The 24,917-nt window shown below is 31.2% G+C and carries 27 protein-coding genes; 20 read left to right on the top strand and 7 right to left on the bottom strand.

Features of this window, described 5'->3' with window-relative positions:
* Positions 1–67: 67 nt before the first annotated feature.
* The gene (gene tatA, locus ACJ6WR_RS10290) at positions 68–250 is read right to left on the bottom strand and encodes a twin-arginine translocase TatA/TatE family subunit (RefSeq protein ID WP_035620201.1); all 183 of its coding nucleotides are present in this window, start codon (positions 248–250) and stop codon (positions 68–70) included.
* A 208-nt stretch (positions 251–458) separates the two neighbouring features.
* On the opposite strand from tatA, the gene ACJ6WR_RS10285 reads away from it, so the two are divergent.
* The 6 genes from ACJ6WR_RS10285 to ACJ6WR_RS10260 all read left to right on the top strand — a co-directional run bounded on the left by ACJ6WR_RS10285 (position 459) and on the right by ACJ6WR_RS10260 (position 7,427).
* Positions 459–977: a hypothetical protein gene (locus ACJ6WR_RS10285; RefSeq protein ID WP_039118620.1), complete on the top strand. Its 519-nt coding sequence runs from the start codon at positions 459–461 to the stop codon at positions 975–977.
* Positions 978–980: 3 nt separating this feature from the next.
* A complete protein-coding gene (locus tag ACJ6WR_RS10280; RefSeq protein WP_409417742.1) occupies positions 981–2,468 on the top strand; it encodes a GH3 auxin-responsive promoter family protein in 1,488 nt (495 codons plus the stop codon).
* A gap of 33 nt (positions 2,469–2,501) precedes the next feature.
* Positions 2,502–4,181: a DUF6909 family protein gene (locus tag ACJ6WR_RS10275; protein ID WP_039118619.1), complete on the top strand. Its 1,680-nt coding sequence runs from the start codon at positions 2,502–2,504 to the stop codon at positions 4,179–4,181.
* A gap of 139 nt (positions 4,182–4,320) precedes the next feature.
* Entirely contained in the window at positions 4,321–5,304 is a 984-nt protein-coding gene (locus tag ACJ6WR_RS10270) for a UDP-glucuronic acid decarboxylase family protein (protein WP_035620191.1), read from the top strand.
* Entirely contained in the window at positions 5,305–6,657 is a 1,353-nt protein-coding gene (locus ACJ6WR_RS10265; RefSeq protein WP_039113306.1) for an exopolysaccharide biosynthesis polyprenyl glycosylphosphotransferase, read from the top strand.
* A complete protein-coding gene (locus tag ACJ6WR_RS10260) occupies positions 6,657–7,427 on the top strand; it encodes a glycosyltransferase family 2 protein (protein ID WP_409417741.1) in 771 nt (256 codons plus the stop codon). Before ACJ6WR_RS10265 ends, ACJ6WR_RS10260 begins: the two co-directional genes overlap by 1 nt.
* A gap of 37 nt (positions 7,428–7,464) precedes the next feature.
* Here ACJ6WR_RS10260 and ACJ6WR_RS10255 read toward each other — a convergent pair whose 3' ends face one another.
* Together ACJ6WR_RS10255 and ACJ6WR_RS10250 are read right to left on the bottom strand one after the other, a co-directional pair.
* Entirely contained in the window at positions 7,465–7,986 is a 522-nt protein-coding gene (locus ACJ6WR_RS10255) for an ORF6N domain-containing protein (protein ID WP_409417740.1), read from the bottom strand.
* Between the two features lie 40 nt (positions 7,987–8,026).
* The gene (locus ACJ6WR_RS10250) at positions 8,027–9,337 is read right to left on the bottom strand and encodes a phenylacetate--CoA ligase family protein (RefSeq protein WP_409417927.1); all 1,311 of its coding nucleotides are present in this window, start codon (positions 9,335–9,337) and stop codon (positions 8,027–8,029) included.
* Between the two features lie 133 nt (positions 9,338–9,470).
* On the opposite strand from ACJ6WR_RS10250, the gene purD reads away from it, so the two are divergent.
* Complete coding sequence (purD, locus tag ACJ6WR_RS10245; protein ID WP_409417739.1) at positions 9,471–10,745, top strand: phosphoribosylamine--glycine ligase; 1,275 nt, start codon at positions 9,471–9,473, stop codon at positions 10,743–10,745.
* Here purD and ACJ6WR_RS10240 read toward each other — a convergent pair.
* Positions 10,737–10,967: a DUF6341 family protein gene (locus ACJ6WR_RS10240; RefSeq protein ID WP_035620182.1), complete on the bottom strand. Its 231-nt coding sequence runs from the start codon at positions 10,965–10,967 to the stop codon at positions 10,737–10,739. The two genes, purD and ACJ6WR_RS10240, sit on opposite strands and share 9 nt — an antisense overlap.
* A 143-nt stretch (positions 10,968–11,110) precedes the next feature.
* Here ACJ6WR_RS10240 and ACJ6WR_RS10235 point away from each other — a divergent pair, with 143 nt between their 5' ends.
* The gene (locus ACJ6WR_RS10235) at positions 11,111–12,040 is read left to right on the top strand and encodes a DUF6427 family protein (protein ID WP_409417738.1); all 930 of its coding nucleotides are present in this window, start codon (positions 11,111–11,113) and stop codon (positions 12,038–12,040) included.
* Here the strand turns inward: ACJ6WR_RS10235 and upp are convergent.
* Positions 12,035–12,688, bottom strand: coding sequence for a uracil phosphoribosyltransferase (gene upp, locus ACJ6WR_RS10230; RefSeq protein ID WP_086895504.1), 654 nt, complete (start codon positions 12,686–12,688; stop codon positions 12,035–12,037). The two genes, ACJ6WR_RS10235 and upp, sit on opposite strands and share 6 nt — an antisense overlap.
* 112 nt (positions 12,689–12,800) lie before the next feature.
* Here upp and ACJ6WR_RS10225 point away from each other — a divergent pair, with 112 nt between their 5' ends.
* Together ACJ6WR_RS10225 and ACJ6WR_RS10220 are read left to right on the top strand one after the other, a co-directional pair.
* Positions 12,801–13,406 carry a DUF4254 domain-containing protein gene (locus ACJ6WR_RS10225; protein WP_039113313.1) on the top strand — a complete coding sequence of 202 codons (606 nt, stop codon included), beginning with the start codon at positions 12,801–12,803 and terminating at the stop codon, positions 13,404–13,406.
* A 39-nt stretch (positions 13,407–13,445) separates the two neighbouring features.
* Positions 13,446–14,453 (top strand): glycosyltransferase family 9 protein, encoded by a 1,008-nt coding sequence (locus ACJ6WR_RS10220; protein WP_409417737.1) that lies wholly within the window; start codon positions 13,446–13,448, stop codon positions 14,451–14,453.
* On the opposite strand, the gene ACJ6WR_RS10215 is transcribed toward ACJ6WR_RS10220, so the two are convergent.
* Both ACJ6WR_RS10215 and ACJ6WR_RS10210 read right to left on the bottom strand, forming a co-directional pair.
* Complete coding sequence (locus ACJ6WR_RS10215; protein ID WP_039113314.1) at positions 14,442–14,852, bottom strand: hypothetical protein; 411 nt, start codon at positions 14,850–14,852, stop codon at positions 14,442–14,444. The two genes, ACJ6WR_RS10220 and ACJ6WR_RS10215, sit on opposite strands and share 12 nt — an antisense overlap.
* 264 nt (positions 14,853–15,116) lie before the next feature.
* On the bottom strand, positions 15,117–16,169 hold the full coding sequence (locus ACJ6WR_RS10210) for a ferredoxin--NADP reductase (protein ID WP_039113315.1): 1,053 nt from the start codon (positions 16,167–16,169) through the stop codon (positions 15,117–15,119).
* 125 nt (positions 16,170–16,294) lie between these two features.
* Here ACJ6WR_RS10210 and ACJ6WR_RS10205 point away from each other — a divergent pair, with 125 nt between their 5' ends.
* The 10 genes from ACJ6WR_RS10205 (at position 16,295) to atpH (ending at position 24,892) form a co-directional block, all read left to right on the top strand.
* The gene (locus tag ACJ6WR_RS10205; RefSeq protein ID WP_409417736.1) at positions 16,295–17,758 is read left to right on the top strand and encodes a DUF5687 family protein; all 1,464 of its coding nucleotides are present in this window, start codon (positions 16,295–16,297) and stop codon (positions 17,756–17,758) included.
* A 100-nt stretch (positions 17,759–17,858) separates the two neighbouring features.
* Positions 17,859–18,554, top strand: coding sequence for an ABC transporter ATP-binding protein (locus tag ACJ6WR_RS10200; protein ID WP_409417735.1), 696 nt, complete (start codon positions 17,859–17,861; stop codon positions 18,552–18,554).
* A gap of 192 nt (positions 18,555–18,746) precedes the next feature.
* Positions 18,747–21,260 (top strand): tetratricopeptide repeat protein, encoded by a 2,514-nt coding sequence (locus tag ACJ6WR_RS10195; RefSeq protein ID WP_409417734.1) that lies wholly within the window; start codon positions 18,747–18,749, stop codon positions 21,258–21,260.
* 2 nt (positions 21,261–21,262) lie between these two features.
* Entirely contained in the window at positions 21,263–21,661 is a 399-nt protein-coding gene (locus ACJ6WR_RS10190) for a polymer-forming cytoskeletal protein (protein ID WP_039113320.1), read from the top strand.
* Positions 21,633–21,863: an AtpZ/AtpI family protein gene (locus ACJ6WR_RS10185; protein ID WP_409417733.1), complete on the top strand. Its 231-nt coding sequence runs from the start codon at positions 21,633–21,635 to the stop codon at positions 21,861–21,863. The genes ACJ6WR_RS10190 and ACJ6WR_RS10185 overlap by 29 nt, the downstream gene beginning before the upstream one ends.
* Positions 21,863–22,246: a hypothetical protein gene (locus tag ACJ6WR_RS10180; protein WP_409417732.1), complete on the top strand. Its 384-nt coding sequence runs from the start codon at positions 21,863–21,865 to the stop codon at positions 22,244–22,246. The genes ACJ6WR_RS10185 and ACJ6WR_RS10180 overlap by 1 nt, the downstream gene beginning before the upstream one ends.
* Positions 22,247–22,379: 133 nt before the next feature.
* Positions 22,380–23,540 carry a F0F1 ATP synthase subunit A gene (atpB, locus tag ACJ6WR_RS10175; RefSeq protein ID WP_409417731.1) on the top strand — a complete coding sequence of 387 codons (1,161 nt, stop codon included), beginning with the start codon at positions 22,380–22,382 and terminating at the stop codon, positions 23,538–23,540.
* 40 nt (positions 23,541–23,580) lie between these two features.
* Positions 23,581–23,781: an ATP synthase F0 subunit C gene (gene atpE, locus ACJ6WR_RS10170; protein WP_031453874.1), complete on the top strand. Its 201-nt coding sequence runs from the start codon at positions 23,581–23,583 to the stop codon at positions 23,779–23,781.
* An 81-nt stretch (positions 23,782–23,862) separates the two neighbouring features.
* Positions 23,863–24,354 (top strand): F0F1 ATP synthase subunit B, encoded by a 492-nt coding sequence (locus ACJ6WR_RS10165; protein ID WP_039113324.1) that lies wholly within the window; start codon positions 23,863–23,865, stop codon positions 24,352–24,354.
* A gap of 4 nt (positions 24,355–24,358) precedes the next feature.
* Positions 24,359–24,892: an ATP synthase F1 subunit delta gene (atpH, locus tag ACJ6WR_RS10160; RefSeq protein ID WP_039113325.1), complete on the top strand. Its 534-nt coding sequence runs from the start codon at positions 24,359–24,361 to the stop codon at positions 24,890–24,892.
* Positions 24,893–24,917 lie beyond the last annotated feature (25 nt).

Here is a 24,917-nt window from a genome sequence, read left to right as displayed (position 1 = left end):
AAAAAAAATTCGAAATCCCAATATATTTATTGGGATTTCGAATTTTAAGACTTGAGAACTAAAAAGTCTATTTTTTTTCTTCTTCTTCTTTTTTATCAGCAGGTTCTTTGTTATCGTCTTTTGCAGCGTTTTTAAATTCTTTAATTCCACTACCTAAACCTTTCATTAATTCTGGAATTTTTTTACCTCCAAAAAGTAATAAAACAACTGCTAATATAACAAGGATTTCTGTAACACCTAATCTTCCCATGATTGAATAATTAATTGCCGGAGCAAATTTGTATATAATAAAAGCAAAGGTATATAGAATTAGTTAATATGAATTGGTTTTATTATAAAAAATTTATTTCTAGTTAAGTTAAATATTTAATAAAAACCTATTTTAAAGGCAGTCCTATTGCATTTTGTCCGTTTTATCAACAGTATTAATTATTATATTTGTCAATTAAAGTACCACGATGTCTGAGAAAAAATTAAAACGAATCAAGTTTAGAAAGAAATTGTTTGTCAAAAACCGTTTGGTTATTTTGAACGAAGATACTTTTGAAGAAATTTTTTCTTTCAAACTTAACCTCATGAATGTTTTTGTGGTAGCCACTCTTGGAGCAATTTTTTTAATATTAATTACAACTTTTATTATAGCATTTACTCCGTTAAGAGAATTTATACCAGGATATTCATCAACTGAATTAAAGAGAAATGCAACCGAATTAGCTCTAAAATCTGATTCATTAACGGTGGCGTTAAAGAAAAATGAAACTTATATTAAATCTATTCAAAAAGTGCTAACAGGCCAATTAGAATATGCTAAATTTAATAAAGATTCAATCTTGTCGAGTGTTGAAGTAAAAGAGGAAGATGTAAACTTAGCTCCATCCGAAGAGGAATTAAAACTGCGTGAGGAAGTGGCAAACGAAGAAAAAAAGGAAAACACTAGTTCTGTTAAAAAGAATAAAAGTGATAAAAAACAAAAGTAAAGAATGTCTATAAAATCAGTCGCTGCAAAATTATTTGCCAGCAAAATTTATAACAATACACAGGCTTGGGCCAAAAAACCTGTCGAAACTCAAATGAAGGTTTTTAAGAGTTTGATAAATGGGGCAAAAGATACTGAGTTTGGAAAAGATCATCACTTTGATAAAATAAAAACCATTCAGGATTTTAAAAACTATGTACCTGTAAGAGATTACGAAGATTTAAAGTCATATATAGATAAAGTACGAGTAGGAGAGAAAGACATTCTCTGGAAAGGAAAACCACTTTATTTTGCTAAAACATCTGGTACAACTTCGGGAGCAAAGTATATTCCGCTTACCAAAGAATCAATGCCATATCATATTGAAGCTTCAAGAAATGCGATTTTGCATTATATTCATGAAACGGGAAATGCTGATTTTGTAGATGGTAAAATGATTTTCTTGCAAGGAAGTCCTGAATTGATAGAAAAAAACGGAATAAAACTAGGCCGCTTATCTGGTATTGCAGCTCATTTTGTGCCAAAATATCTTCAAAAAAACCGTTTACCATCATGGGAAACTAATTGTATTGAAGATTGGGAAACTAAAATTAATGCAATTGTCGGTGAAACAATAGATCAGGATATGACTATTATTTCGGGAATTCCGTCTTGGGTACAAATGTATTTTGAGCGATTAGAAGAGAAAAGCGGAAAGAAAGTAGGGGATTTGTTTAAAAACTTTAATCTCTTTATTTATGGTGGAGTTAATTACGAACCCTATCGCGCGAAGTTTGAAAACCTTATAGGAAGAAAAGTTGATAGTATCGAGTTGTTTCCTGCTTCAGAAGGTTTCTTCGCCTATCAAGACTCTCAAAAATCTAAAGGAATGCTTTTGTTATTGAACTCGGGAATTTTTTATGAGTTTATAAAAGCAGATGAGTTCTTTAGCGAAAATCCAAAACGATTAACAATAGGAGAGGTAGAGTTAGGTATAAATTATGTCTTGATAATATCTACAAATGCCGGGCTTTGGGGTTATAATATTGGAGATACTGTTCAGTTTACATCTTTATATCCGCATCGAGTTATTGTATCGGGAAGAATCAAGCATTATATTTCGGCATTTGGAGAGCATGTTATTGGTAATGAGGTCGAAAACGCTATGAAAGAAGCCATGGAAAACACCAATATCCGTATAAATGAATTTACTGTTGCACCACAAATAAATCCAACAGAAGGATTACCATATCATGAATGGTTTGTAGAATTTGAAAATGAACCAGAAAATATGTTAACTTTCGCCGAAGCAATAGATGATTCCATGCGAAAGCAAAACATTTATTACGACGATTTAATTACTGGAAATATTTTGCAAAAGGTTGTGATAACTAAAGTTACTAAAAATGGTTTCCAGGAATATATGAAATCCCAAGGTAAATTAGGTGGACAAAATAAAATCCCGCGACTGTCTAATAATAGAGATATAGCAGACGCATTAAAGAATGAATAAGACTTAAAAAGTTTCAAAAAAATTATATTTAGAATGAAAGAATCAAAAAATATTTCGAGATCAAGAGCACAAGAATCATCAGCTGCTATCGAAAAAATGTACATTACAATGCGCCATTTGTTTAACAGAGGTTTTTATAAACCAATGGGAATATCGGGCGATACATTACGTGAAGCATTATTAGCTTTACGACCAGAAATTTACGGAAATATTGCCGAAGAGAAAGTAGAACTTAATGGGCTTTTATATGTTATAGAACGACTTCCGGTAGGAATTGAACAATGTCGTTTTATTAATTTAACTTCAGACGAGGGATATTCTAAATCGCATTTTCAAGCAATTGTTCCTCCAAAAAGAAGAAGAAATTGTTATAGAATCGACGAGGAGCAAATGAACGTAGAAATTACTCGCGGTCGTTCTGATATCTATGATATCTTAACGCATTTGACTTTTATCTTTATCGAATCTCATAAAATCAGAAATAGAGTTTTATTAGATGATGGAGGCGAAGTTTCACGCGATTGGTTAAAACTTGAACTTGCAGTAATGCAAACCAAAAAGTTACCACTTGTAGAGAAAGAGAAAGCAATATCGCATGTAGCAAATATCTTAGGAAGAACATTTGAAGACGTTCTTAATATCTACGATGCTTTTGGATCAGAAGCTGAACCAGACAGGTTCTTACATATTATTTATTGGTTAGGAAAATTAGCAATCGAAGAAGTTGTTGAGAATAATAAACGTACAATTACATTCAGCCCTATTTTGCGAGAGCGTTTAGGACACCATATTCACGGAGAAATCTGGGCAACAAACATCAAGGAGGTTTTAAAAGCAAATGCGCTTCTTGACCGTCCTATACATGTTATAAGTGCTAATATGCATAGTGTAATGAATTCTATCTTTGCAACACCAGTTTTAAAAACTAAGTTCAAGGACAAGTCTGATTTCTTTATTTATGAAGAATTAAGTAAATCGGGGGCAAATGCAATACGTAAAGATGTTGAAGCAATTGCCTTAAAAAATGGAATGATTTCGTTACTGGATACTTCAGGAACAAATATCGACGTACAAATTTTTGATACGGCTAAGATTGATTGGGCAAAAACAGCTTTTCCAAAAGCCGATTTAGGAGATAAAAAACCAGTAATCATAGTTATGGATTATGCGTTTGGAGAACAAGCTTATGAAACTATCGATGAGTTACTAAAACCTTATAAAAAAGATACGCTACTTAACGTAAAATCGGTTTCGATTATGGGTAAAGCAGGGATTTTAGAAGGAGGAAAAGGAGATATTATGATTCCTACAGCACATATAAATGAAGGAACTGCAGATAATTACTTTTTCGAGAATGAATTAAAAGGAGCAATGTTTGAAGGAAATGATATTGCAGTTTTTGAAGGAGCAATGGTTACCGTGTTAGGAACATCATTACAAAACCGTGATTTATTAAAATTCTTCCACGAATCGACTTGGAGCGTTATTGGTCTGGAAATGGAAGGATCATATTACCAAAAAGCAATTCAATCGGCTTCAAAAATTAGAAAAAGCGTTCCTCATGATATAAAAGTTAGATATGCTTATTATGCATCAGATAACCCATTAGAAACAGGAAGTACTTTGGCTTCTGGAGGATTAGGAACAACAGGGGTAAAACCAACATATTTGATTACGATAAAAATTCTAGAGCAGATTTTTAACGTAAAATAATAACATTAGTATACAAGGGTACTTTTGTACCCTTGATAAAAACAAATTTGCGATTGATGTTATCGCAAAGATTAGATTACAATATTTTAAAGAATGTAATTTATAAATTCAATTACATTTGCCACATACAAAAAATACAATGAAAAGAATACTTATTACAGGAGCAGCAGGATTTTTAGGTTCACATCTTTGCGACCGTTTTATAAAAGAAGGTTATTATGTTATCGGAATGGATAATTTAATTACTGGTGATTTAAAAAACATCGAGCATTTATTTAAACTTGAAAGTTTCGAATTTTATCATCACGATATCACAAAATTTGTACATGTTCCTGGAGATTTAGATTATATACTACATTTTGCTTCACCAGCAAGTCCGATAGATTATTTAAAAATTCCTATTCAAACCTTAAAAGTAGGTTCATTAGGAACACATAATTTATTAGGATTGGCTCGTGTAAAACAAGCAAGAATTTTGATAGCTTCAACATCTGAAGTTTATGGAGATCCTTTGGTTCACCCACAAACAGAAGAATACTATGGTAATGTAAATACAATAGGACCACGTGGTGTTTATGATGAGGCAAAACGTTTTCAGGAATCGATTACAATGGCGTATCATACTTTTCATGGTGTAGAAACCAGAATAGTGCGTATTTTTAATACTTACGGGCCAAGAATGCGACTTAATGATGGTCGTGTAATTCCTGCTTTTATTGGTCAGGCACTTCGTGGCGAAGATTTAACGATTTTTGGGGATGGTATGCAAACTCGTTCATTTTGTTATGTAGATGATCAAGTAGAAGGAATTTTCAGATTACTACACTCAGATTATGTGTATCCGGTTAATATTGGAAACCCAGATGAAATTACTATTAAAGATTTTGCTGAAGAAATTATAAAACTTACAGGAACAAACCAAAAAGTAGTTTACCATCCGTTACCAATAAACGATCCATTACAGCGCCAACCAGATACTACAAAGGCAAAAGAATTACTTGGTTGGGAAGCAAAAGTAAATCGTGCCGACGGTATGAAAATCACATATGATTATTTTAAATCACTTTCTAAAGAAGAACTTTCTAAAGAGGAACATAAAGATTTTTCAAACTATATAAGATAAATGCGGACAAAAACAGGAAGATATTCAGGTTATATCCGACCCTTTTCATATTTGATAGATTTAATTATCATCAATGTATTTGCGGTTTATATAATTGATTTTCCTGTTAATCAAATAGCATTTCCTATAGCTTTAAGCGTCGCTTGGCTGTGTATCGCAGTTCATTTAGGTTTTTATGAAGTATATCGATATACCAAAGTAATTGCAATCTTAAATTGTGCACTCAGTCAATATGTTTTATTTAGCTTAATAACATTTGCAATAGCTTATTTTTATTCTCAAAAAATAAGCTTACCTGCAGTGATAGTATTCATTAGCGCATCTTTCCTGGTGATACTAACAATTAAGTTTTCGGTTTATTTTTTCCTAAAAAAATATAGAGTTCTTTATGGAGGTAATTCCAGACGAGTTGTTTTAATGGGAAACAGCAAAAGTGTTACCCCGCTGCAAAACTTCTTCACAGAAAATCTGGATTACGGCTATAAACTGATTCATATATTTGATATTGAAAGTGAAGAAGAAGATCATATTAATAAAATGCTGGATTTTGTTTTAGTACATAAAATAGATGAAATGTATTGCTCGATGACCGATTTATCTCAACAACAAATGAGAGATATTATTCATTTTGCAGATAATAATTTGAAGACATTAAAATTTATTCCTGACGAAAAACAAATATTTTTCAGAAATTTTATGTTCGAATATTATGACTATATACCAGTTATAAAACTAAGAGATATTCGATTAGATGATAAATTTAATAAAGTTATTAAACGTGCTTTTGATATTGTCTTCTCCTTAACAATTTTAATTGGACTACTTTCCTGGTTAACCCCAATTTTAGCCATTTTAATAAAATTAGAAACCAAAGGACCTATATTTTTTAAACAAAGACGAAACGGACTTAATAATAAAGAGTTTGATTGTTATAAGTTTAGATCAATGAAATTGAATGATGTGGCCCATTTGAATCAGATTACTAAAAATGATGTTCGGGTTACTAAACTTGGTAGATTTATGAGGAAAACCAGCATTGACGAATTACCTCAGTTTTTCAATGTCTTAAAAAACGATATGTCGGTAGTTGGGCCAAGACCGCACATGGTTAGTTATACCGAAAGATATGCTGTGCAGGTTAATAAATTCATGGTGCGACATTTTGTTAAGCCAGGCATTACAGGATTAGCTCAAACGAGCGGTTTTCGTGGTGAAGTCGAAACAGACAAAGACATTATCAATCGAGTAAAATACGATATCTTTTATATGGAAAATTGGTCTATTTTATTAGATATCAAAATCATTTTTGATACTGTTTATAATACGCTCAAAGGCGATGAAAAAGCATATTAATGGATTTAGTTTCTATTTTAATCCCTACGTACAATTGCGAAAATTTCATCCGCTCTACATTACAATCAGTACTTAACCAAAGTTATTCTCATTGGGAAATCATTGTAGTAGATGATGCCTCGACAGATAATACAGTAGCAATAATAAAAGAATTTGCTCAAGACGATAATCGAATAAAACTAACTGAATTAGAAAAAAATTCAGGAAATGGTTTTGCCAGAAACATAGCTTTAGATAAAGCAAATGGAAAGTATATAGCGTTTCTTGATGCTGATGATTTATGGTTTCCTCTAAAATTAGAAAAACAAATACAGTTTTTAAAAGATAAGGATCTGCCGTTTACATTTAGTTTTTATGAGTGGATTGATGAAGAGGGGAATGTTTTAAACAAAAAGATAGAAGCTCCAATAAATTTAACTTACGAAGAATTGTTCTTCTGTAATTATGTGGGGAACTTAACTGCAATTTACGATGTTGAATTTTTCGGAAAAATAAGAATAGAAGCTACTCAAAAAAGGCAAGATTGGCGCTTGTGGCTTACGATTTTAAAACAAATCAAAGAAGCAAAACCTGTTCCTGAATCTTTGGCTTATTACAGAATAAGAAAAGATTCTATTTCATCTTCAAAGTTCAAATTGATAAAACATAATTTCGGTGTTTACAGACGATTCCATGGGTTTAATTTTGTGGTTTCCTGTATCTATATGACTCGGTTTTTGTTCACACAATTGGTTATTAAACCAAGATATATGAAGACATATTTTTTATAATTCTTTAAGATCACAATTTGTGACCTTAAAGAATTTATTATTTTTTATATCCAATTTTTACTCTTTCACTTTCGTCTTCTTTTTTCTCTGTTAATTCATCCAGATAAGAAAACACCAATTCAATATTTTTATCATGATTCTCTAATTTCTTTTGAATCTGTAAGATATCAACCTTAATCTCTGTGGTGTCCAAAAGCATTTGTCTCACTTTCGTGAAAATACGCATGATCTGAATATTGGTTTGAATTGCTTTATCGCTTTTTAGAACGCTTGATAACATGAGAATACCATGTTCCGTAAATGCAAAAGGTAATGTTCTACTTCCTCCCCAACTTGAAGTCGCAATTTGCGACTTCAAGTTTTCAAATTCACTTTCCGTAAGTTGAAACATGAAATCTTCTGGAAATCGAGATGAATTTCTTTTTACTTGTTCATTTAATCTTTTTGTTTGAACATCGTAAAGCATTGCTAAATCAAATGCGAGCATCACTTTTTGATTGCGGATAAAGTATATTTTGTTAGAAATAGTTTCTTCAGAAAGTAAAGAATGATCGTCCATGAGTTTTAATTAAAAAAACAAATGTAAGATTTTATTTATATTATAAATAAGATTTAAACTGTTTTAGTTTTCCGCGATTGGTTCTTTCTAAAACTGTTTTTCGGGTAAAAGTGAAGTTTAAATCAGGTTCCAGATAAAGGTCTATTGCCTCTTCTATTTTCTGAATTTGGTTTTTATCGAGTTCATTATCACTAACATATTCTATTTCAAAAGAATCTAATTGCGTTTGTTTGATTATAAACTCTTTTACATTTCCATCGTCTTCTATGATGCTTTTGGTCACATAATAAAAGGTTAATCCTGGCGATTTTTTCCCGCTTGGTAAAATGGCAATATCATTGGTTCTACCAATCAATTGTTTTAAAATAGGCTTTTGTAATGTACTTTTTTCATCCAGAATCCCCATGTCGCCAATTTCATATCTTATAAACGGATGGGCTTTATTATACAATGATGTAATTACAATCTTGCCTTCAGTTCCATTAGGAACAGGCTGATTGTTTTCATCCAAGATTTCAACAAAAAGAGTTTCGGCATTTATTTGCCATTCCCCTTCAGGATTTTCAAAAGCAATTAAATCAAGTTCAGATGCTCCATATTCATTAACGATCGGAATCCCAAATTGTTTCTTCAAAAGAATTTTATCACTTTCAAAAAGCATTTCAGATGTTACGATACAAACTTTTAAACTAGGGCAAATATCTTTTAATATGATGTTTTTCTTTTCTAAAAACTTAGCAAACATAACAATAGAACTTGTATACCCGTTGAGGTAATCGAACTTTTTGGTTTGGAATTTTTTTAAAAAGCTTTCTAAAACGGCATCAGATAAATTAAAAATTGGAAACCGATAACGGTTACTCAAAAAATCTTTAAATCGTTCTTTTTTGTATCCAATAAAATCCATCGGAATCCCATAAAAACGAGCCTGATACGAAGTATTAAAATTTATTCCGTGCCAACCAAAGCGCATAATATTCGAAGCCCAGGTTAAGGCATGGCAATATTTATCTTTGGCAAAAACAAAAGGAGTTCCGCTTGACCCAGAGGTTTTGTTGAGGTAAACGTTTTTGATAGCATAACCTTTAGACAACCTCTCAGAAAGAGGTTTTTGCAAATTCTGTTTGTTCAAAACAGGTAAGTCATTCCAATTTTTGGTATTTACAGCACCAACTAATGTTGTATAAAATGGATTGTTTTGCAAATGATAAGCAACGATTTCTTCTTTTTTATGTTCAATAAATTGAGCATGTTCTTCTTCGGAAAGCTGAATAATGGTATCCAATTCGGTTTTAGCTTCCTTAATCGGAAATCCATTTATAAGAAGAGAAAGATCAAAAAGTCGAAGCATTTGGAGCATAAATTTCACCAAAAATAATATTTACCAACAACTAAAGTTCAACAACCAACAACTTTTTAAAAATTAATTCTGTTTTAAGGTTAAAAGCAATTATTTTTGCACCACAACTAAATACAACTATACAATGACAATTTTACTATTGGGTTCAGGAGGAAGAGAGCATGCATTTGCATGGAAAATGATTCAAAGTCCGCTATGCGAAAAACTATTTGTTGCACCAGGAAATGCCGGAACAGCTGGTATTGCCCATAATGTAAACATTAGTCCAACTGATTTTGAAGCTATAAAAACTTTAGTAATTCAGGAAAATATAGGTATGGTTGTCGTAGGTCCCGAAGATCCATTGGTAAAAGGGATTTACGATTATTTTAAAAATGACGAAAGTTTAAAACATATTCCGGTTATCGGACCATCAAAATTAGGTGCACAACTTGAAGGAAGTAAAGAGTTTGCCAAAGAATTCTTGATGAAACACAATATCCCAACAGCTGCTTACGATAGTTTTACTGCAGAAACGGTAGAAAATGGATGTAAGTTTCTAGAAACATTGCAACCTCCTTATGTTTTAAAAGCAGATGGTTTAGCAGCAGGAAAAGGAGTTTTGATTATTCAGGATCTTGAAGAGGCTAAAACCGAATTAAGAAACATGTTAGTTCATGAAAAATTTGGTGCAGCTAGTTCAAAAGTTGTTATCGAAGAGTTTCTTGATGGTATTGAACTAAGCTGTTTTGTATTAACAGATGGAAAAAGTTATAAAATCCTACCAACAGCCAAAGACTACAAACGTATTGGTGAAGGTGATACAGGATTAAATACAGGCGGAATGGGAGCAGTTTCTCCAGTTCCTTATGTTGATGCTGTTTTAATGGAAAAAATCGAAACACACATCGTAAAACCAACAATAGAAGGTTTTCAAAAAGATGGAATCGAGTATAAAGGTTTTGTATTTATCGGATTGATAAATGTTAAGAATGAACCAATCGTTATAGAATACAACGTAAGAATGGGTGATCCGGAAACTGAAGTTGTAGTTCCTAGATTAAAAACAGATTTAGTAGAATTGTTCTTGGCTGTAGCCAATGAAAAACTAGATACAATTTCTCTAGAGGTAGATCCAAGAAGCGCTACGACAATCATGGTAGTTTCAGGCGGTTATCCAGAGGATTTTGAAAAAGGAAAAGTAATTTCTGGATTAGAAAACATTTCAGATTCTATTGTTTTCCATGCAGGAACAAAGTTGGATAACAACAATGTGGTAAGTAATGGAGGAAGAGTTTTGGCAGTGACTTCATATGGAGACAACTTCCAAGAGGCCATAAAAAAATCTTATCAAAACATAGACAAGCTAAATTTTGATAAGATGTATTTTAGAAAAGATATTGGCTTCGACTTACTTTAAAAAAGAGTGAGCCGTAGTATCTTGATTTTCTGTTCCGGCTGCATCAAAAATGCGTAATTGTTTAATCCAATATACCATTGCAGCTGCACAGATAATCATGAAAATCCAGTTAATTGTATTAGCACCAAACCATGATACAAGTTCTAATGAACGTAAAAAATCAAGTGGAGCAAATAAAATGTTTACGAATAAGTACTGTATTCCTTCAAAAAAAGTTGTCATAATTTATAAAATTATTTTGTTATTTATTGTTTTGTAACACATTGAAGTTATAAATCCCGATAATCAGAATCTTTATTTCAACTTGTTGGTTTCCTTTTTAAACAAGTATTATATTTACAGTCACAAAAGTATAAAATATCCTTATGATAACAAGTGTTTTTAAAAAATCTACACCATTAAATTATTCATTGGTCGTAATTTTAATGCTGGTTTTCTTTTTCATCTATCAATTTCAAGAAATTTCTTGGGTAAAATCGCTTATTTCAGTTTCAGAAAAAATAAGCTTATTGATAGTTGTATTAGGATCAATGTTGATAACCAACTTTGTTGTCAAGAAAAACGGACTTAGTAAAGACAATGGTTACACGATATTCTTTTATTTATTGTTATCCTTATTTTTTCCGTCGGCACTAAATAATCCTAATGTATTACTTGCCAATTTCTTTGTGTTATTAGCGCTTCGTCGATTGTTATCACTACAATCTTTAAAATCATCTAAAGAAAAAATATTTGATGCCTCATTATGGATTCTATTGGCTTCATTGTTCCAATTTTGGTGTATTTTATTTCTTATATTGGTATTTATATCAATAATTTTTCACGTTGCAGGCGATTATAGAAACTGGATTTTACCATTTATAGCTCTTTTTACTATAGCTACACTTTTTCTATTAGTGTCATTATTGTTTAATATAGATGTAATTACGTTTTTTCAAAACCGCGCAACGCTTGATTTTAGGATTAATTATTTTACGAATAATTACCAAAATGGAGCGCTATCAATTTATGTAGCAGTTGCGTTATTTTTTGTGGTTTCGTTGTTGTTAACATTATCAAATAGACCTTTATTATTGCATTCTTCATACAAAAAAATCGTTGCCTATTTCTTTATAGGGATAATTGTGTTTTTAATATCTCCTAATAAAAGCAACGATTTGTTATTGTTTACAGTAGCACCTTTGGCTATTATGGGATCAAGTCATATTGAGTTTTCACAAAACAAACTAAATAACGAAATCGTATATGGAGTCTTGATTTTGTGTAGTCTATTTACCTTTTTCTCTCAATTATAGTTTATTTCCATAAGCTAAGTCACCGGCATCGCCCAATCCTGGAACAATATAATTTTTCTCATTTAAGTTACTATCCAAGGCAGCAATCCATAAATGGCAAGAATCTGGCAGATGTTTTTCTAGATAAGCAACACCTTCTGGAGCAGCAATAACAACAGCAAGATGCATTTCTTTTGGTGCACCATTTTGTATTAATTTCTCATATACAGCAACGATCGATTGACCTGTTGCGAGCATTGGATCGATTAATAAAACGGTTTTATTATTAATACTAGATAAGGCTTGATATTCGACTAAAATGACAAATTCGGCATCATTATTAGGATGATGTCTGCATGCCGAAACAAAGCCATTTTCGGCTTCATCAAAGTAGTTCAAAAATCCAATATGTAGTGGTAATCCAGCACGTAAAATAGAACATAAAATAAGTTTGTCATCTATTTCGGTAGTGCTTTTGATACCAAGCGGTGTTTCGATTTCTACGTTTTTATAAGATAGATCTTTACTTATTTCATACGCCATAATTTCACCAATCCGCTCAATATTTCTTCGAAAACGCATACTATCGTTTTGAACTTTTATATTTCGTATCTGACCTAAAAAATGGTTTAATACGCTGTTATTTTCGGATAAATAATGAATCTGCATGATGGTATTTTTAAATTTATTTTAAAACCTAATTTGTTATAAATAGATTTATGATTTGATATTTTTTTATAAAAGTATAAAAAGTATCTTTGTATCTATAAAATTTAAAGACATGTTTTCAAAATTAGCATATTCTGTATTCGAACAAAGTATCAAAGATTATCATAAATTTGATAATGTTGATCAGCCAATAAACAATCCATATCCTAAAGATAAATTTGAACATTTATTATATTTAAAAAACTGGATTGATACCGTACAATGGCATTTTGAAGATATTATTCGTGACCCGAATATTGACCCAGTTGCTGCACTTACTTTAAAAAGAAGGATTGATGCATCTAATCAGGAACGTACTGATATGGTGGAATATATCGATAGTTATTTTTTACAAAAATACAGTAATGTAAAAGTAAAAGACGGTGCCAAAATCAATTCTGAAAGTCCAGCATGGGCATTTGATAGATTATCTATTTTGGCTTTAAAAATTTATCATATGAATGAGGAAGCTACTCGTGCAGAAGCTTCACAAGAGCATAGAGATAAATGCCAGGAAAAATTAAATGTACTTTTAGAACAAAGAAGTGACTTATCAACTGCAATTGATGATTTGTTAACTGACATTGAGAACGGTGATAAATTCATGAAAGTGTACAAACAAATGAAAATGTACAACGACGATGATTTGAATCCTGTTTTATATCAAAATAAAAAATAATTGGCAGAATTGTCCAATAAAATTAAGCATATAGCCGTCATGAGACTCTCCGCAATGGGAGATGTTGCCATGACGGTTCCTGTTTTACGCGCTTTTGTAAAACAGTATCCTGAGGTAAAATTAACGGTAATTTCGCGCCCATTCTTTAAACCATTTTTTGATGGAATTCCGAATCTGACTTTCTTTGTTTTTGATGATAAAGAACGTCATAAAGGATTTTTAGGATTAGTACGTTTATATAAAGATTTAAAAAAGCTACATATTGATGCTTTTGCCGATTTGCACAACGTTTTACGCTCTAAAGTTGTTCGTACTTTTTTCGCTTTAAGCGGAAAAAAAACTGCATTTGTTGATAAAGCCCGAGAAGAGAAAAAGGCATTGATGCGAGCTGAGAATAAAATCTTCAAGCCATTGCTTACTATGTTTGAACGACACAAAAAAGTGTTTGAAGAACTAGGATTTCCATTGGATTTATCGAATCCTGTTTTCCCTACAAAACCAATTTTAAGTCAGGAAATAGTTGATTTAATCGGAAATAAGTATGAAAGATTAATAGGTATTGCACCTTTTGCACAATACGATTCTAAGGTATATCCGCTGGATTTAATGCAAGAAGTAATAGTAAAACTAGCTGAAAATAAAAATCATACCATCTTACTTTTTGGAGGAGGAAAAAAAGAAATTGAAATTCTGGATTCACTTTCTAAACCGTATGAGAATGTTGTTAATATGGCTGGGAAAATCAAATTTCAGCAAGAATTACAACTTATTAGTAATCTAGATGTAATGCTTTCTATGGATTCAGGAAATGCACATATAGCAGCAATGCTGGGTGTAAAAGTAATTACACTTTGGGGTGCTACACATCCTTATGCAGGATTTTTACCATTTAATCAGAGTTTAGAAAACGCATTAACTTCAGACCGAAATCTATATCCAAAACTACCAACTTCTGTTTACGGAAATAAAATGGTAGAAGGGTATGAAGACGCCATGAGATCAATTTCTCCAAATGAAATTGTTCAAAAAATACAGTTAAGCATATAATCCATTTAAATCATGGAGAAAATAGCCAATTGTTTTCTTTTTGTTTCTATCAGCAACAATTATAACAAAATGATTTTCTTTTTCTGTAGGCAGCAAAATGTGTTCAAAATCTTCGGTTGAATTTCTATAAACTTTATGCACCAATTGCGATTCTTTAATTTTGTGGGATAGTACTTTAGCACTTTTTAATTTGCTTACGTAAGGCCAAATATTAAAGATATTGTCAAAAACTGTTATTTCAGTCATTTTGCCAAGCATTGTTGAGCTATATTTTTCTTCAGTAAGTAATTTGGGACCTTTTTTATTTCGGTGTTTTTTAATTATAAAGTAAATACAAATAAGAGCTGTTATTACAAAAATTGCTACAAATGATAAACGAAGGAAGTGATGTATTGTCATAATATTTAATATTTAAACGTGTTGACAAATTTGATTTAGCTCTACAAATCATGTAAAACATGAGGTTGCGATTACTTTAATAACACCACTAAAATAATGAAAATTCAGCAATATTTTAATAAAAAATTGTTTTTATTGTAATCTCAGCTCTAGACAAAGATTTTCATCAAGACAATGATTGTAAACATAATTATAAAACAAAAAAAAATCCAAATCCCAATTATAAAGTTGGAGTTTGGATTTTTTTATTTGGAATTTAATCTTTTATACGTCGTCGTAATCTACATAAATAGACTCAGAGGTAGGATGTGCCTGACAAGTAAGAATTAATCCGTCAGCGATTTCTTTATCGGTTAGGATTGAGTTCTTTTTCATCTCTGCAGTACCCGAAGTTACACGAGCAAGACAGCTACTACAAATTCCGCCTTGGCAAGAATATGGAGCATCGATTCCTTGTTTTAATGCTGCATCAAGAATTGTTTGTTTTTGAGACATTTCAAAAGAAACTTCTTCATCGTCTACTAAAACAGTAATTTTAGAATGTCCTTCTAATGAAGTATCAATTTTATTTTCTTGTGTAGAAGAAGTAAAAAGCTCAAATTTTATAGCTGATTCTTTTACATTTTTCTCTTTTAAGATTCCCGAAACGGTGTTAATCATTTCTTCAGGACCACATAAATAGAATTTATCAAATTGTAATTCTTTGTGTTTGTTATTCAATACAAAATTTACTGCTGATTTATCGATTCTACCAAACAAAGCATTTTCAACTTTAGCTTGACTATAAACATAATGTACAAATAAGCGCCCTACATATTGCAATTGTAAATCGTGTAATTCTTGGTGAAAAATAGTGTCTTCGACAGTTTTGTTTCCATAAACCAATACAAAAGAGCTTTTTGGCTCACTTTTTAAAACCGATTTTAGGATAGAAAGTACAGGAGTTATTCCGCTTCCAGCAACAAATGCTGCATAGTTTTTTTGTTTTTCTGACTCAGGTTCAAATGTAAATTTACCTTCGGGTTTACCTACTTCTAGTACATCACCAGCTTTTAATCGTGTAGTTGCAAATTGCGAAAAAACTCCGTTTTTTACGGCTTTTACAGCAATGCGTAATTCACCACTTTCTGGAGATGAACAAATAGAATAAGCACGACGAAGCTCTTTATTATCTAGTGTTAATCGTAAATTGATATATTGTCCTGCAATAAAAGTATAGTTTGACTTTAGTTCTTCAGGAACATTAAAAAGTATCGAAACAGCTGTTGCAGTTTCACGTTTTACTTCTTTTATTATTAGTTTTAGGAATGAAGGCATGATATTATTTTTTTGCAAAAGTAGCAAACAGCTATTAAATGATTGGTATTAAACAGTAATATTTTATTTTGTTTGTAACGTTTTCCTACATTTACACACTTACGTATCAAACTAAACCAAAAAAAATGATTAAAAAATTTATTTATCTCGAATGGAAATCCTTTTCAAGGTCGGCATCATTTGGTGCCAATGTTGCATTAAAAATTGTAATAGGTTTTCTGGCAATTTATTTTTCGCTTATTTTAATTGGTGCGGGAACAGGTATTTTTTACCTACTTAAAAAGATGAATCTTGATCCGTTATTAACCATAAATAAGTTCTTGATTTATTATTTTTTATTCGATTTAGTGATTAGGCTTTTAATGCAAGCCATTCCGGTACTTAATATCAAACCGTTATTAACATTGTGTATCCAAAAGAAAACTATTGTTCATTTTTCACTTGGCAAAACCGTCTTATCGTTTTTCAATATCATTCATGCTTTCTTTTTTATACCTTTTACAATAGTATTATTAATAGAAGGATATGATATATTGAGTGTAATCTTTTGGCATTTAGCCATAATAGCATTAATTTATATCAATAACTTCTTGAATATTTTGTTGAGTAACATCGACAAATTGTTTGTTGTTTTTCTTGGGATAATTGCTGTTTTAGGAGGGCTGCAGTATTATGATTTTTTTGATATTACAAACTATGCCGTTTTGCTTTTTGATGGTTTTTACAACATAAAAGGACTCTTTCTTATTCCAGTTTTGGTTTTGGCAGGGCTTTATTACATGACTTTTATTTATTTTAAAGATAATTTATATCTCGACGCTGGACTTTCGACTAAACATGATGTTGCTACAACCGAAAACTTAACCTGGCTTAATCAATTCGGGACATTAGGAACTTTTCTTAAAAACGATATTAAACTTATAAAGAGAAATAAAAGGTCTAAGATGACTATTATTATGAGTCTTTTCTTTTTGCTTTATGGATTACTGTTTTTTAGTGCAAGTATGCACCAGCCACCAGTAATGCAAATTTTAGCAGGTATTTTTGTATCAGGAGGATTTCTTTTTACTTTCGGGCAATTTGTACCAAGTTGGGACAGTTCATATTACCAACTCATGATGACACAAAACATACCATATAAAGGATATATTACGTCTAAATGGTGGTTAATAGTTATTGCAACAATTATATCGACGATTATTGCTTCATTTTATCTTTATTTTGGATGGAAAGTTTATCTCACAATTGTTGTTGGAGCCATTTATAATATTGGTGTTAATTCACATTTAGTACTCTTGGGAGGAGCATTTACAAAAACACCAATCGACTTAACATCTACAAGCGGAGCATTTGGAGATAAAAAAGCTTTTAACGTAAATGCAATGTTACTTACGTTGCCTAAAATGCTGTTACCATTGGGATTATATTGGATTGGTCTTTGGCTTGGAAATCCAAATATAGGATTAGCATTAGTTGCTATAGCAGGAATAATTGGTTTTGCTTTTAAGGATAAAGTCTTTTTGCTTATCGAAAAAAGATATAAAATCGAAAAATATTCTACTATAAGTGCTTATAAACAAAAGAACTAGAGTAATTATAAAATGTGTCAATTTGATAATTTTTATCTAGCCAATAATCAAAAAAACATCAAATTAACAATTAACCAGATCAACAATTAAACATTAAAAAATGATACAAGTAAATAAACTTTCAAAGATATATAACGGAACAACAGTTTTAAAAATCGATAATCTTGAAATTCCAAAAGGGCAAAGTTTTGGGTTAGTAGGGAATAATGGTGCGGGAAAAACTACTTTTTTTAGTTTGCTATTAGATTTAATTCATCCCTCTACAGGAAATATTACAACAAATTCTATTCAGGTAAATAATGACGAAAGTTGGAAAACTTTTACAGGTTCATTTTTAGATGAAAGCTTTTTAATAGGATATTTAACTCCCGAAGAGTATTTTTATTTTGTAGGAGATTTACGAGGACAAAATAAGGCCGATGTTGATGCATTATTACTCAAACATGAGGAATTTTTTAATGGAGAAATTCTAAAAAACAAAAAATACCTGCGAGATCTGTCTAAAGGAAATCAAAAAAAAGTAGGAATTATAGCTACACTTATTGGTAGTCCCGAAGTGATTATTTTAGACGAACCATTTGCAAATTTAGACCCAACAACAGTAAGTCGATTAAAAAAAATAATAAAAGAACTAGCTGATAATCCGAATGTTACAGTTTTAGTTTCGAGTCATGACTTACAGCACACAGTCGAAGTTTGCGACCGAATTGTTGCCTTAAATAAAGGAGAAATTGTGAAAGATATTCAAACTTCTAGAGAAACACTTCAAGAACTGGAATCGTTTTTTGCCGTTTAAATATAAATATCTCAAAAAGAAGCGTATTTTTACCAGTTATTATACTAAAAAACTTTTTTAGATGTTAAATGTTAAAAATGTTTCCCATTGAAAAACAATCGACTTAAATACATATTTCTGCTCTTATTTTTTTCCCTTTTGATAGCTTGTTCTACCAAAAGAGATACATTTTTAGCAAGAAATTCTCATGCTTTGAGTACAAAGTATAATATATTATACAACGGACAAGTAGGTTTTGATAAAGGCATGAAAGCTATAGAAGCAAATTATACAGATAATTTCTGGAAATTACTGCCTATCGAAAGAATGCAAATTAACGAAGGGAATTTGGATGAAGCAAAAACTAAAAATGCTGATTTTGAACTTGCCGAGACCAAAGCTACCAAAGCTATTCAAAAACATTCGATGAATATTGGAGGTCGGGAAAAAAATAGCCAGATAGACGAAGCATATCTTATGCTTGGTCAGGCACGTTATTATGATCAGAGGTTTTTACCAGCCTTGGATGCTTTTAATTATATTTTATATAAATACCCAACAAGTAGCAACATTAATACCGCGAGAATTTGGCGAGAGAAAACCAATATGCGTTTAGGTAATGATGAATTGGTTATAAAAAATATCTATAAATTAATAAAAGGAGTTGCATTAAAAAAACAAGTTTATGCTGATGCAAATGCTTTATTAGCAGAAGCTTTTATCAATTTAGAACAAAAAGACAGCGCAATTACAAAACTTAAAATTGCTGAGGAGTTTACTAAAAGAAATCCTGAAAGAGCTAGATATCGTTTCATCCTTGGACAATTGTATCAGGAAACACATAAAAGAGATAGTGCGCTTTATTTTTATCAATCGGTAATTGATATGAACAGAAGAGCAGAGAGAAAGTATGTAATACATGCTTACTCAAAAAAAGCTCAGTTATTTGATTATCAAACAGGAGATAGTACGGTTTTTATTAAAACATATAATAAACTAATTGCCGATAGAGAAAATAGACCATTCCTGGATGTGATTTATTATGAAATGGGAGTTTTCTTTGATAAGCGTAAAAATGAAAAATCGGCATTAGAGTTTTATAATTCTTCATTAAAACGAAAATCCTTAGATCCATATTTAACAGCATCTACTTATCGAAACATTGGTAATATGTACTTTAAGAAAGCTAGTTATACAATGGCGGCAAAGTATTATGATAGTACTTTGCTAAAAATGGATCCTAAAACCAGAGAGTATGTTTATATCCAGAAAACGCGAAAAAATTTGGATGACGTAATAAAGTACGAAGGTATTGCAAAGCGTAATGATAGTATTATAACAGTAGTTGGACTACCGGATTCAGCCAGAGTAAAATATTTTAGAGATTATATTGCCAAGATAAAAACTGAAGACGAAGCAAAACGAATTCTCGCAGAAAAAGAAAAACAGAAACTGGCTAATATTGCGCTAAACACAGGTGGAGGTGGTTTGGAAACAGTAACAGCAACGGGTGCTGTACCTGGAACTCCTGAAAAAAGTGGTATTCCAACACCGCCAACAGGAAACGAAGTTGCCAGCAATTTTTATTTCTATAACCCATCTACAGTAGCTTACGGAAAATTACAGTTTAAAAAATTGTGGGGAAATAGAGTCTTAAATAGTAACTGGAGATTACCATCTAATAAACCAAATATGACTTTGGATGATGATAAATCGACGGATGTGGTTGTAAATGATTCTATTAAAACAGAAGCAATAGTTGAAAAGTATACTACAGATTTTTATGAAAAACAACTTCCAAAAGATAAATCTGCAATAGATAGTATTGTAAAAGAACGCAATTTTTCTTACTATCAATTAGGGATTATTTATAAAGAGAAATTCAAAGAGTATGAATTGGCTAGCAATAAGTTAGAGCAATTGTTACAGAATAACCCTGAAGAAAAATTGATTTTACCATCGATGTATAATCTCTACAAAATTTATGAGATAACAAATCCAGCGAAAGCAGCAGCGGTAAAAAATGAGATTTCTTCACGTTATCCAAATTCACGTTATGCACAAATCATAAATAACAATGGTTTAGATGAAGAATCGGCAAGCAAAGCACCTGATAAAGAATATCAGAAATGGTATAAATTATTTCAGGAAGAAAAGTATGGCGAAGTCCTAAGTAATATTGATAATTTAATTAATCAATATTCCGGAGATGAAATCGTATCAAAATACGAGTTATTAAAAGCCAATACTTTAGGTAAAGCAAAAGGATTAGTTGCTTATAAAAAAGCAATAGAAAACGTGGCTGCTAATTATCCAAATAGTGAAGAAGGAAAAAAAGCTCAAGATATTTTAACAAATCAAATTCCGTTTTTAGAGAAGCGAGTTTTTACTACAACAGATACAAAAAATTGGAAAATCCTGTATAAAATTGGTATTCAGGATGAGAAAGCAAGAAAAACAATTGAAGATATTATTAAAAAGTTTTTTGCAGATGAAAATTTCCAAAAGCTTACTTTTTCTTTCGATAAATACGATTTAGATTCAGGATTTGTTACCGTTCACGGTTTAAGATCAGAAGTTTATGCAAATGATGTTGCTAAAGTATTAAAAGAAAATAAAAAATATAACTTGGTAGAATATCCTGCAGTAATAATATCAAGTGATAATTATAGTATAGTACAAATTAATAAAAATTTAGAAGCTTATTTAGCGCCTAAAACCCCGTAATCATGTTTAATAAAGCACCCAAATTTAGCACAGAGCACTTAGGAAAAACAAATAGAATAGTTGAAGGAACTATAATAACAGGAGATATTACATCGCTAGCCGATTTTAGATTAGATGGTGAATTAATAGGGAATTTTACTTCAAAAGGAAAAATTGTAATTGGCCCAGCAAGTAAAGTTAAAGGAGATATCATTTGTCAAAACGCTGATATCGAGGGAGAATTTACAGGAAAAATCAAAGTTGTAGACCTTTTAAACGTAAAAGCCACAGCTAAAATTACCGGTGAAGTTACCATAGGAAAATTATCGGTAGAACCAGGAGCCGATTTTAGTGCGACTTGTATAATGGCAACAGATTTTAAAACTGAAATAAATGACGGACAAGGAACCAAAAAAGGATAATCAGCGAAATAATAAATGGATCGCGCTTATTAATATTCCATTTCAGATGGGGGTAATTATATTTTTATTTTCCTATCTGGGTATTTGGTTAGATGAAAAATATTCAAACGGAGGTTCTTTATGGACAATCGTTTTGTCTTTGTTTTCGGTTTTCTTAGCACTTTATAATGTCCTGCGACAAGTTAAAAATTTAAATAAATAATGAATAGAACTGTTGATTTTCTTAAGTATTTTATCCCTTTTTCGATTGTATTGTTTGCCACACAATACTTTATTATGCAATCTCTTTCAGAGAAATTAGTTTTTTTTTACTCCGCGTGGAGTATTTATACATTTAATATTCTTGCTACTTTTTTAGTTTTCCTGTTTTTAATTTTTGTCAATAAAAATTTCCCAACTTATACAGGTTTTGCTTTCCTTGGCGCAAGTTTTTTTAGAATGATGGTAGCCGTCATTTTCTTAATTCCTTTGATAAAAGGAGATGTAAAAGACCCAATAATAGACTTGGGCACGTTTTTTATCCCTTATTTTTTATTTTTACTTTTTGAGACATATTTTGCCGTTCGCCTAATAAATAAAAGTTAACCACTTCATTATTAGATAAATTGACTAAAAAAAATGTAATTTTAAAAATTACATCTATAAATTTTCAATTTTCAATTTAAAATGTACCTTTGCAAAAAATTTTTGGAACCTAAAATTAGATAAAGATTTAATAATGATATTTTCAAATAAACCAGTTCAGTACTTATTAGTTACTTTATTAGCTTTTTCTTCGTCGATAAATTTCGCCTCTACTCCAGTTGACAGTGTTTCAGTTAAACACGAAAACGTTGCAGTAGCAGAAGGAAAAGGTCACGCAGAAAGTGTTGGTCACGAAATAGAAGAAGAATTTAATGCTAGCAAATTGATCAATTCGCACATTGGAGATGCTCATGATTTTCATATTGCCGATTGGGATGGTCATCCTATTTCTTTTAATTTGCCAGTTATTTTATGGACCAATAACGGATTGGAAATTTTTTCTTCGAAAGAGTTTCACCATGACAATACAGGGGAACATGTTGTAGATATCAACGGTCAAAAAGTAGTTCGTTATAAAGAAGTTATTTTTTATGCTGACAAATTTGAACAAATGACAACTGAAGAAAGAGATAATGGTGCATTTGCTTTTGATGCAAGACCTTTAGATTTTTCTATCACAAAGAATGTTTTTTCAATGTTGATGTCAGCGATAATTTTGTTTTTCTTATTTTTTGCAGTAGCAAGATCTTACAAGAAAAATCCAAATGCACCAAAAGGATTAGCTGGATTTTTAGAGCCACTAGTTACTTATGTTAGAGACGAGATTGCAATTCCAAACATTGGACCAAAAAAATACGCAAAATACATGCCGTATCTTTTAACTATATTTTTCTTTATCTGGATTAATAACTTAATCGGATTAATTCCTTTCTTCCCATTTAGTTCAAACTTAACAGGTAATATCTATTTTACATTTGTAATGGCATTTATTACTTTCGTAGTTACAACTTTAAGCGGAAACAAAAATTACTGGGGACACATTTTTAATACACCAGGAGTTCCTGTGTGGTTGGCTCCAATTATGATTCCTGTAGAAATTATCGGAATGCTTACTAAGCCATTTGCATTGATGATTCGTTTATTTGCAAACATCACTGCTGGTCACATTATTATCTTGAGTTTAGTTTCTTTGATTTTCATTTTCAAAAGTATTGCTATCGGACCAGTTGCTGGAGCATTCGTATTGTTCATGAGTGTATTAGAAATGTTGGTTGCTGCTTTGCAAGCGTATGTATTTACATTGCTTTCAGCATTATTTATTGGTCAGGCTGTTGAAGAGCACGATCATCATTAATTAGAGTTTTATTAATTATTAACTATATAAATTTATTATTATGGTATTAGCTGGAATCGGAGCTGGATTAGCTGTAATTGGTGCAGGTCTTGGTATTGGAAAAATTGGTGGATCTGCAATGGACGCTATTGCTCGTCAACCAGAAGCTGCTGGAAAAATTCAGACTGCTATGATTATTGCTGCTGCACTTATTGAAGGTGTTGCACTTTTCGCAGTAGTTGTTGCGTTAATCGCAAAATAATTAAAATCTAAAACTTCCTGTAGCGGTTGGCTCCAGGAAGTTTTTTAAAAAAAGACAAACAATTTTTAAATATATAATGTTATGCAATTAACTTCACCAGAAAGTTTAATTTTTTGGACAACAATTATCTTTATTGTTTTCTTCATTCTTTTGGCAAAATATGCTTGGAAACCTATTTTAGGAGCGGTAAAAAGCCGTGAAGAATCTATCAATGAGGCTTTAGCATCTGCAGAAGCAGCTCGTAGAGAAATGCAAAATTTAACTGCAGATAATGAGCGTATCTTAAAAGAAGCTCGTGCAGAACGTGATGCGATGTTAAAAGAAGCTCGCGAAATGAAAGAGCAAATTATAGCTGAATCTAAAAATGAAGCTCAAGAGCAAGGTCAAAAATTGATCGCTCAAGCTAAAGCAGCTATTGAAAATGAAAAAAATGCAGCTATGGCTGAATTGAAATCTCAAGTTTCAACTTTATCATTAAGCATTGCTGAAAAATTATTGAAAGAAGAATTATCTAGCAAAGAATCTCAAACTAAATTAGTTGAGAAAATGTTAGATGACGTAAAGCTAAACTAATATTATGGCAAGTACAAGAGCAGCAATTCGTTATGCAAAAGCAATTCTAGACTTAGCAAACTCTAAAGGTGTTGCCGAAGCTGTCAATAACGACATGAAATCAATTGCTTCAACAATAGGAGCAAATGAAGAATTGAGTACCTTTATCGAAAGCCCAACTATAAAAGTTGAAGTTAAAGAGAGTGCTCTTTTAGAAGTTTTTGCAAGTGTAAATGGTGTAACCAAAGGGTTATTTCATTTATTGTTTGAAAACAAAAGATTCGAAATTCTAGGAGCAATTGCACTAGAGTACAATAAATTATTTGATGAAAGCATTGGTGTTGAAGTAGCTACGGTTACAACAGCAATTCCTATGGATGCTGCTTTAGAAGCTAAAGTATTAGCTAAAATTGCAACATTATCAGATAAAAAAATTACAATAGAAAATAATGTAGATGCTTCAATTATTGGAGGATTTATTTTAAGAATAGGCGATAAGCAATATAATGCATCTGTTGCAAACAGATTACAAGTATTAAAAAGAGAGTTAAGTAATTAGTTTTATTACACATAAAAGTGTCTAA

Origin of the sequence: Flavobacterium sp. PS2 (assembly GCF_046250155.1) — a bacterium.
GTDB lineage: Bacteria > Bacteroidota > Bacteroidia > Flavobacteriales > Flavobacteriaceae > Flavobacterium.
Note: the sequence above shows the minus strand (reverse complement) of the source record. Positions and strands in the feature narration are given on the sequence as shown.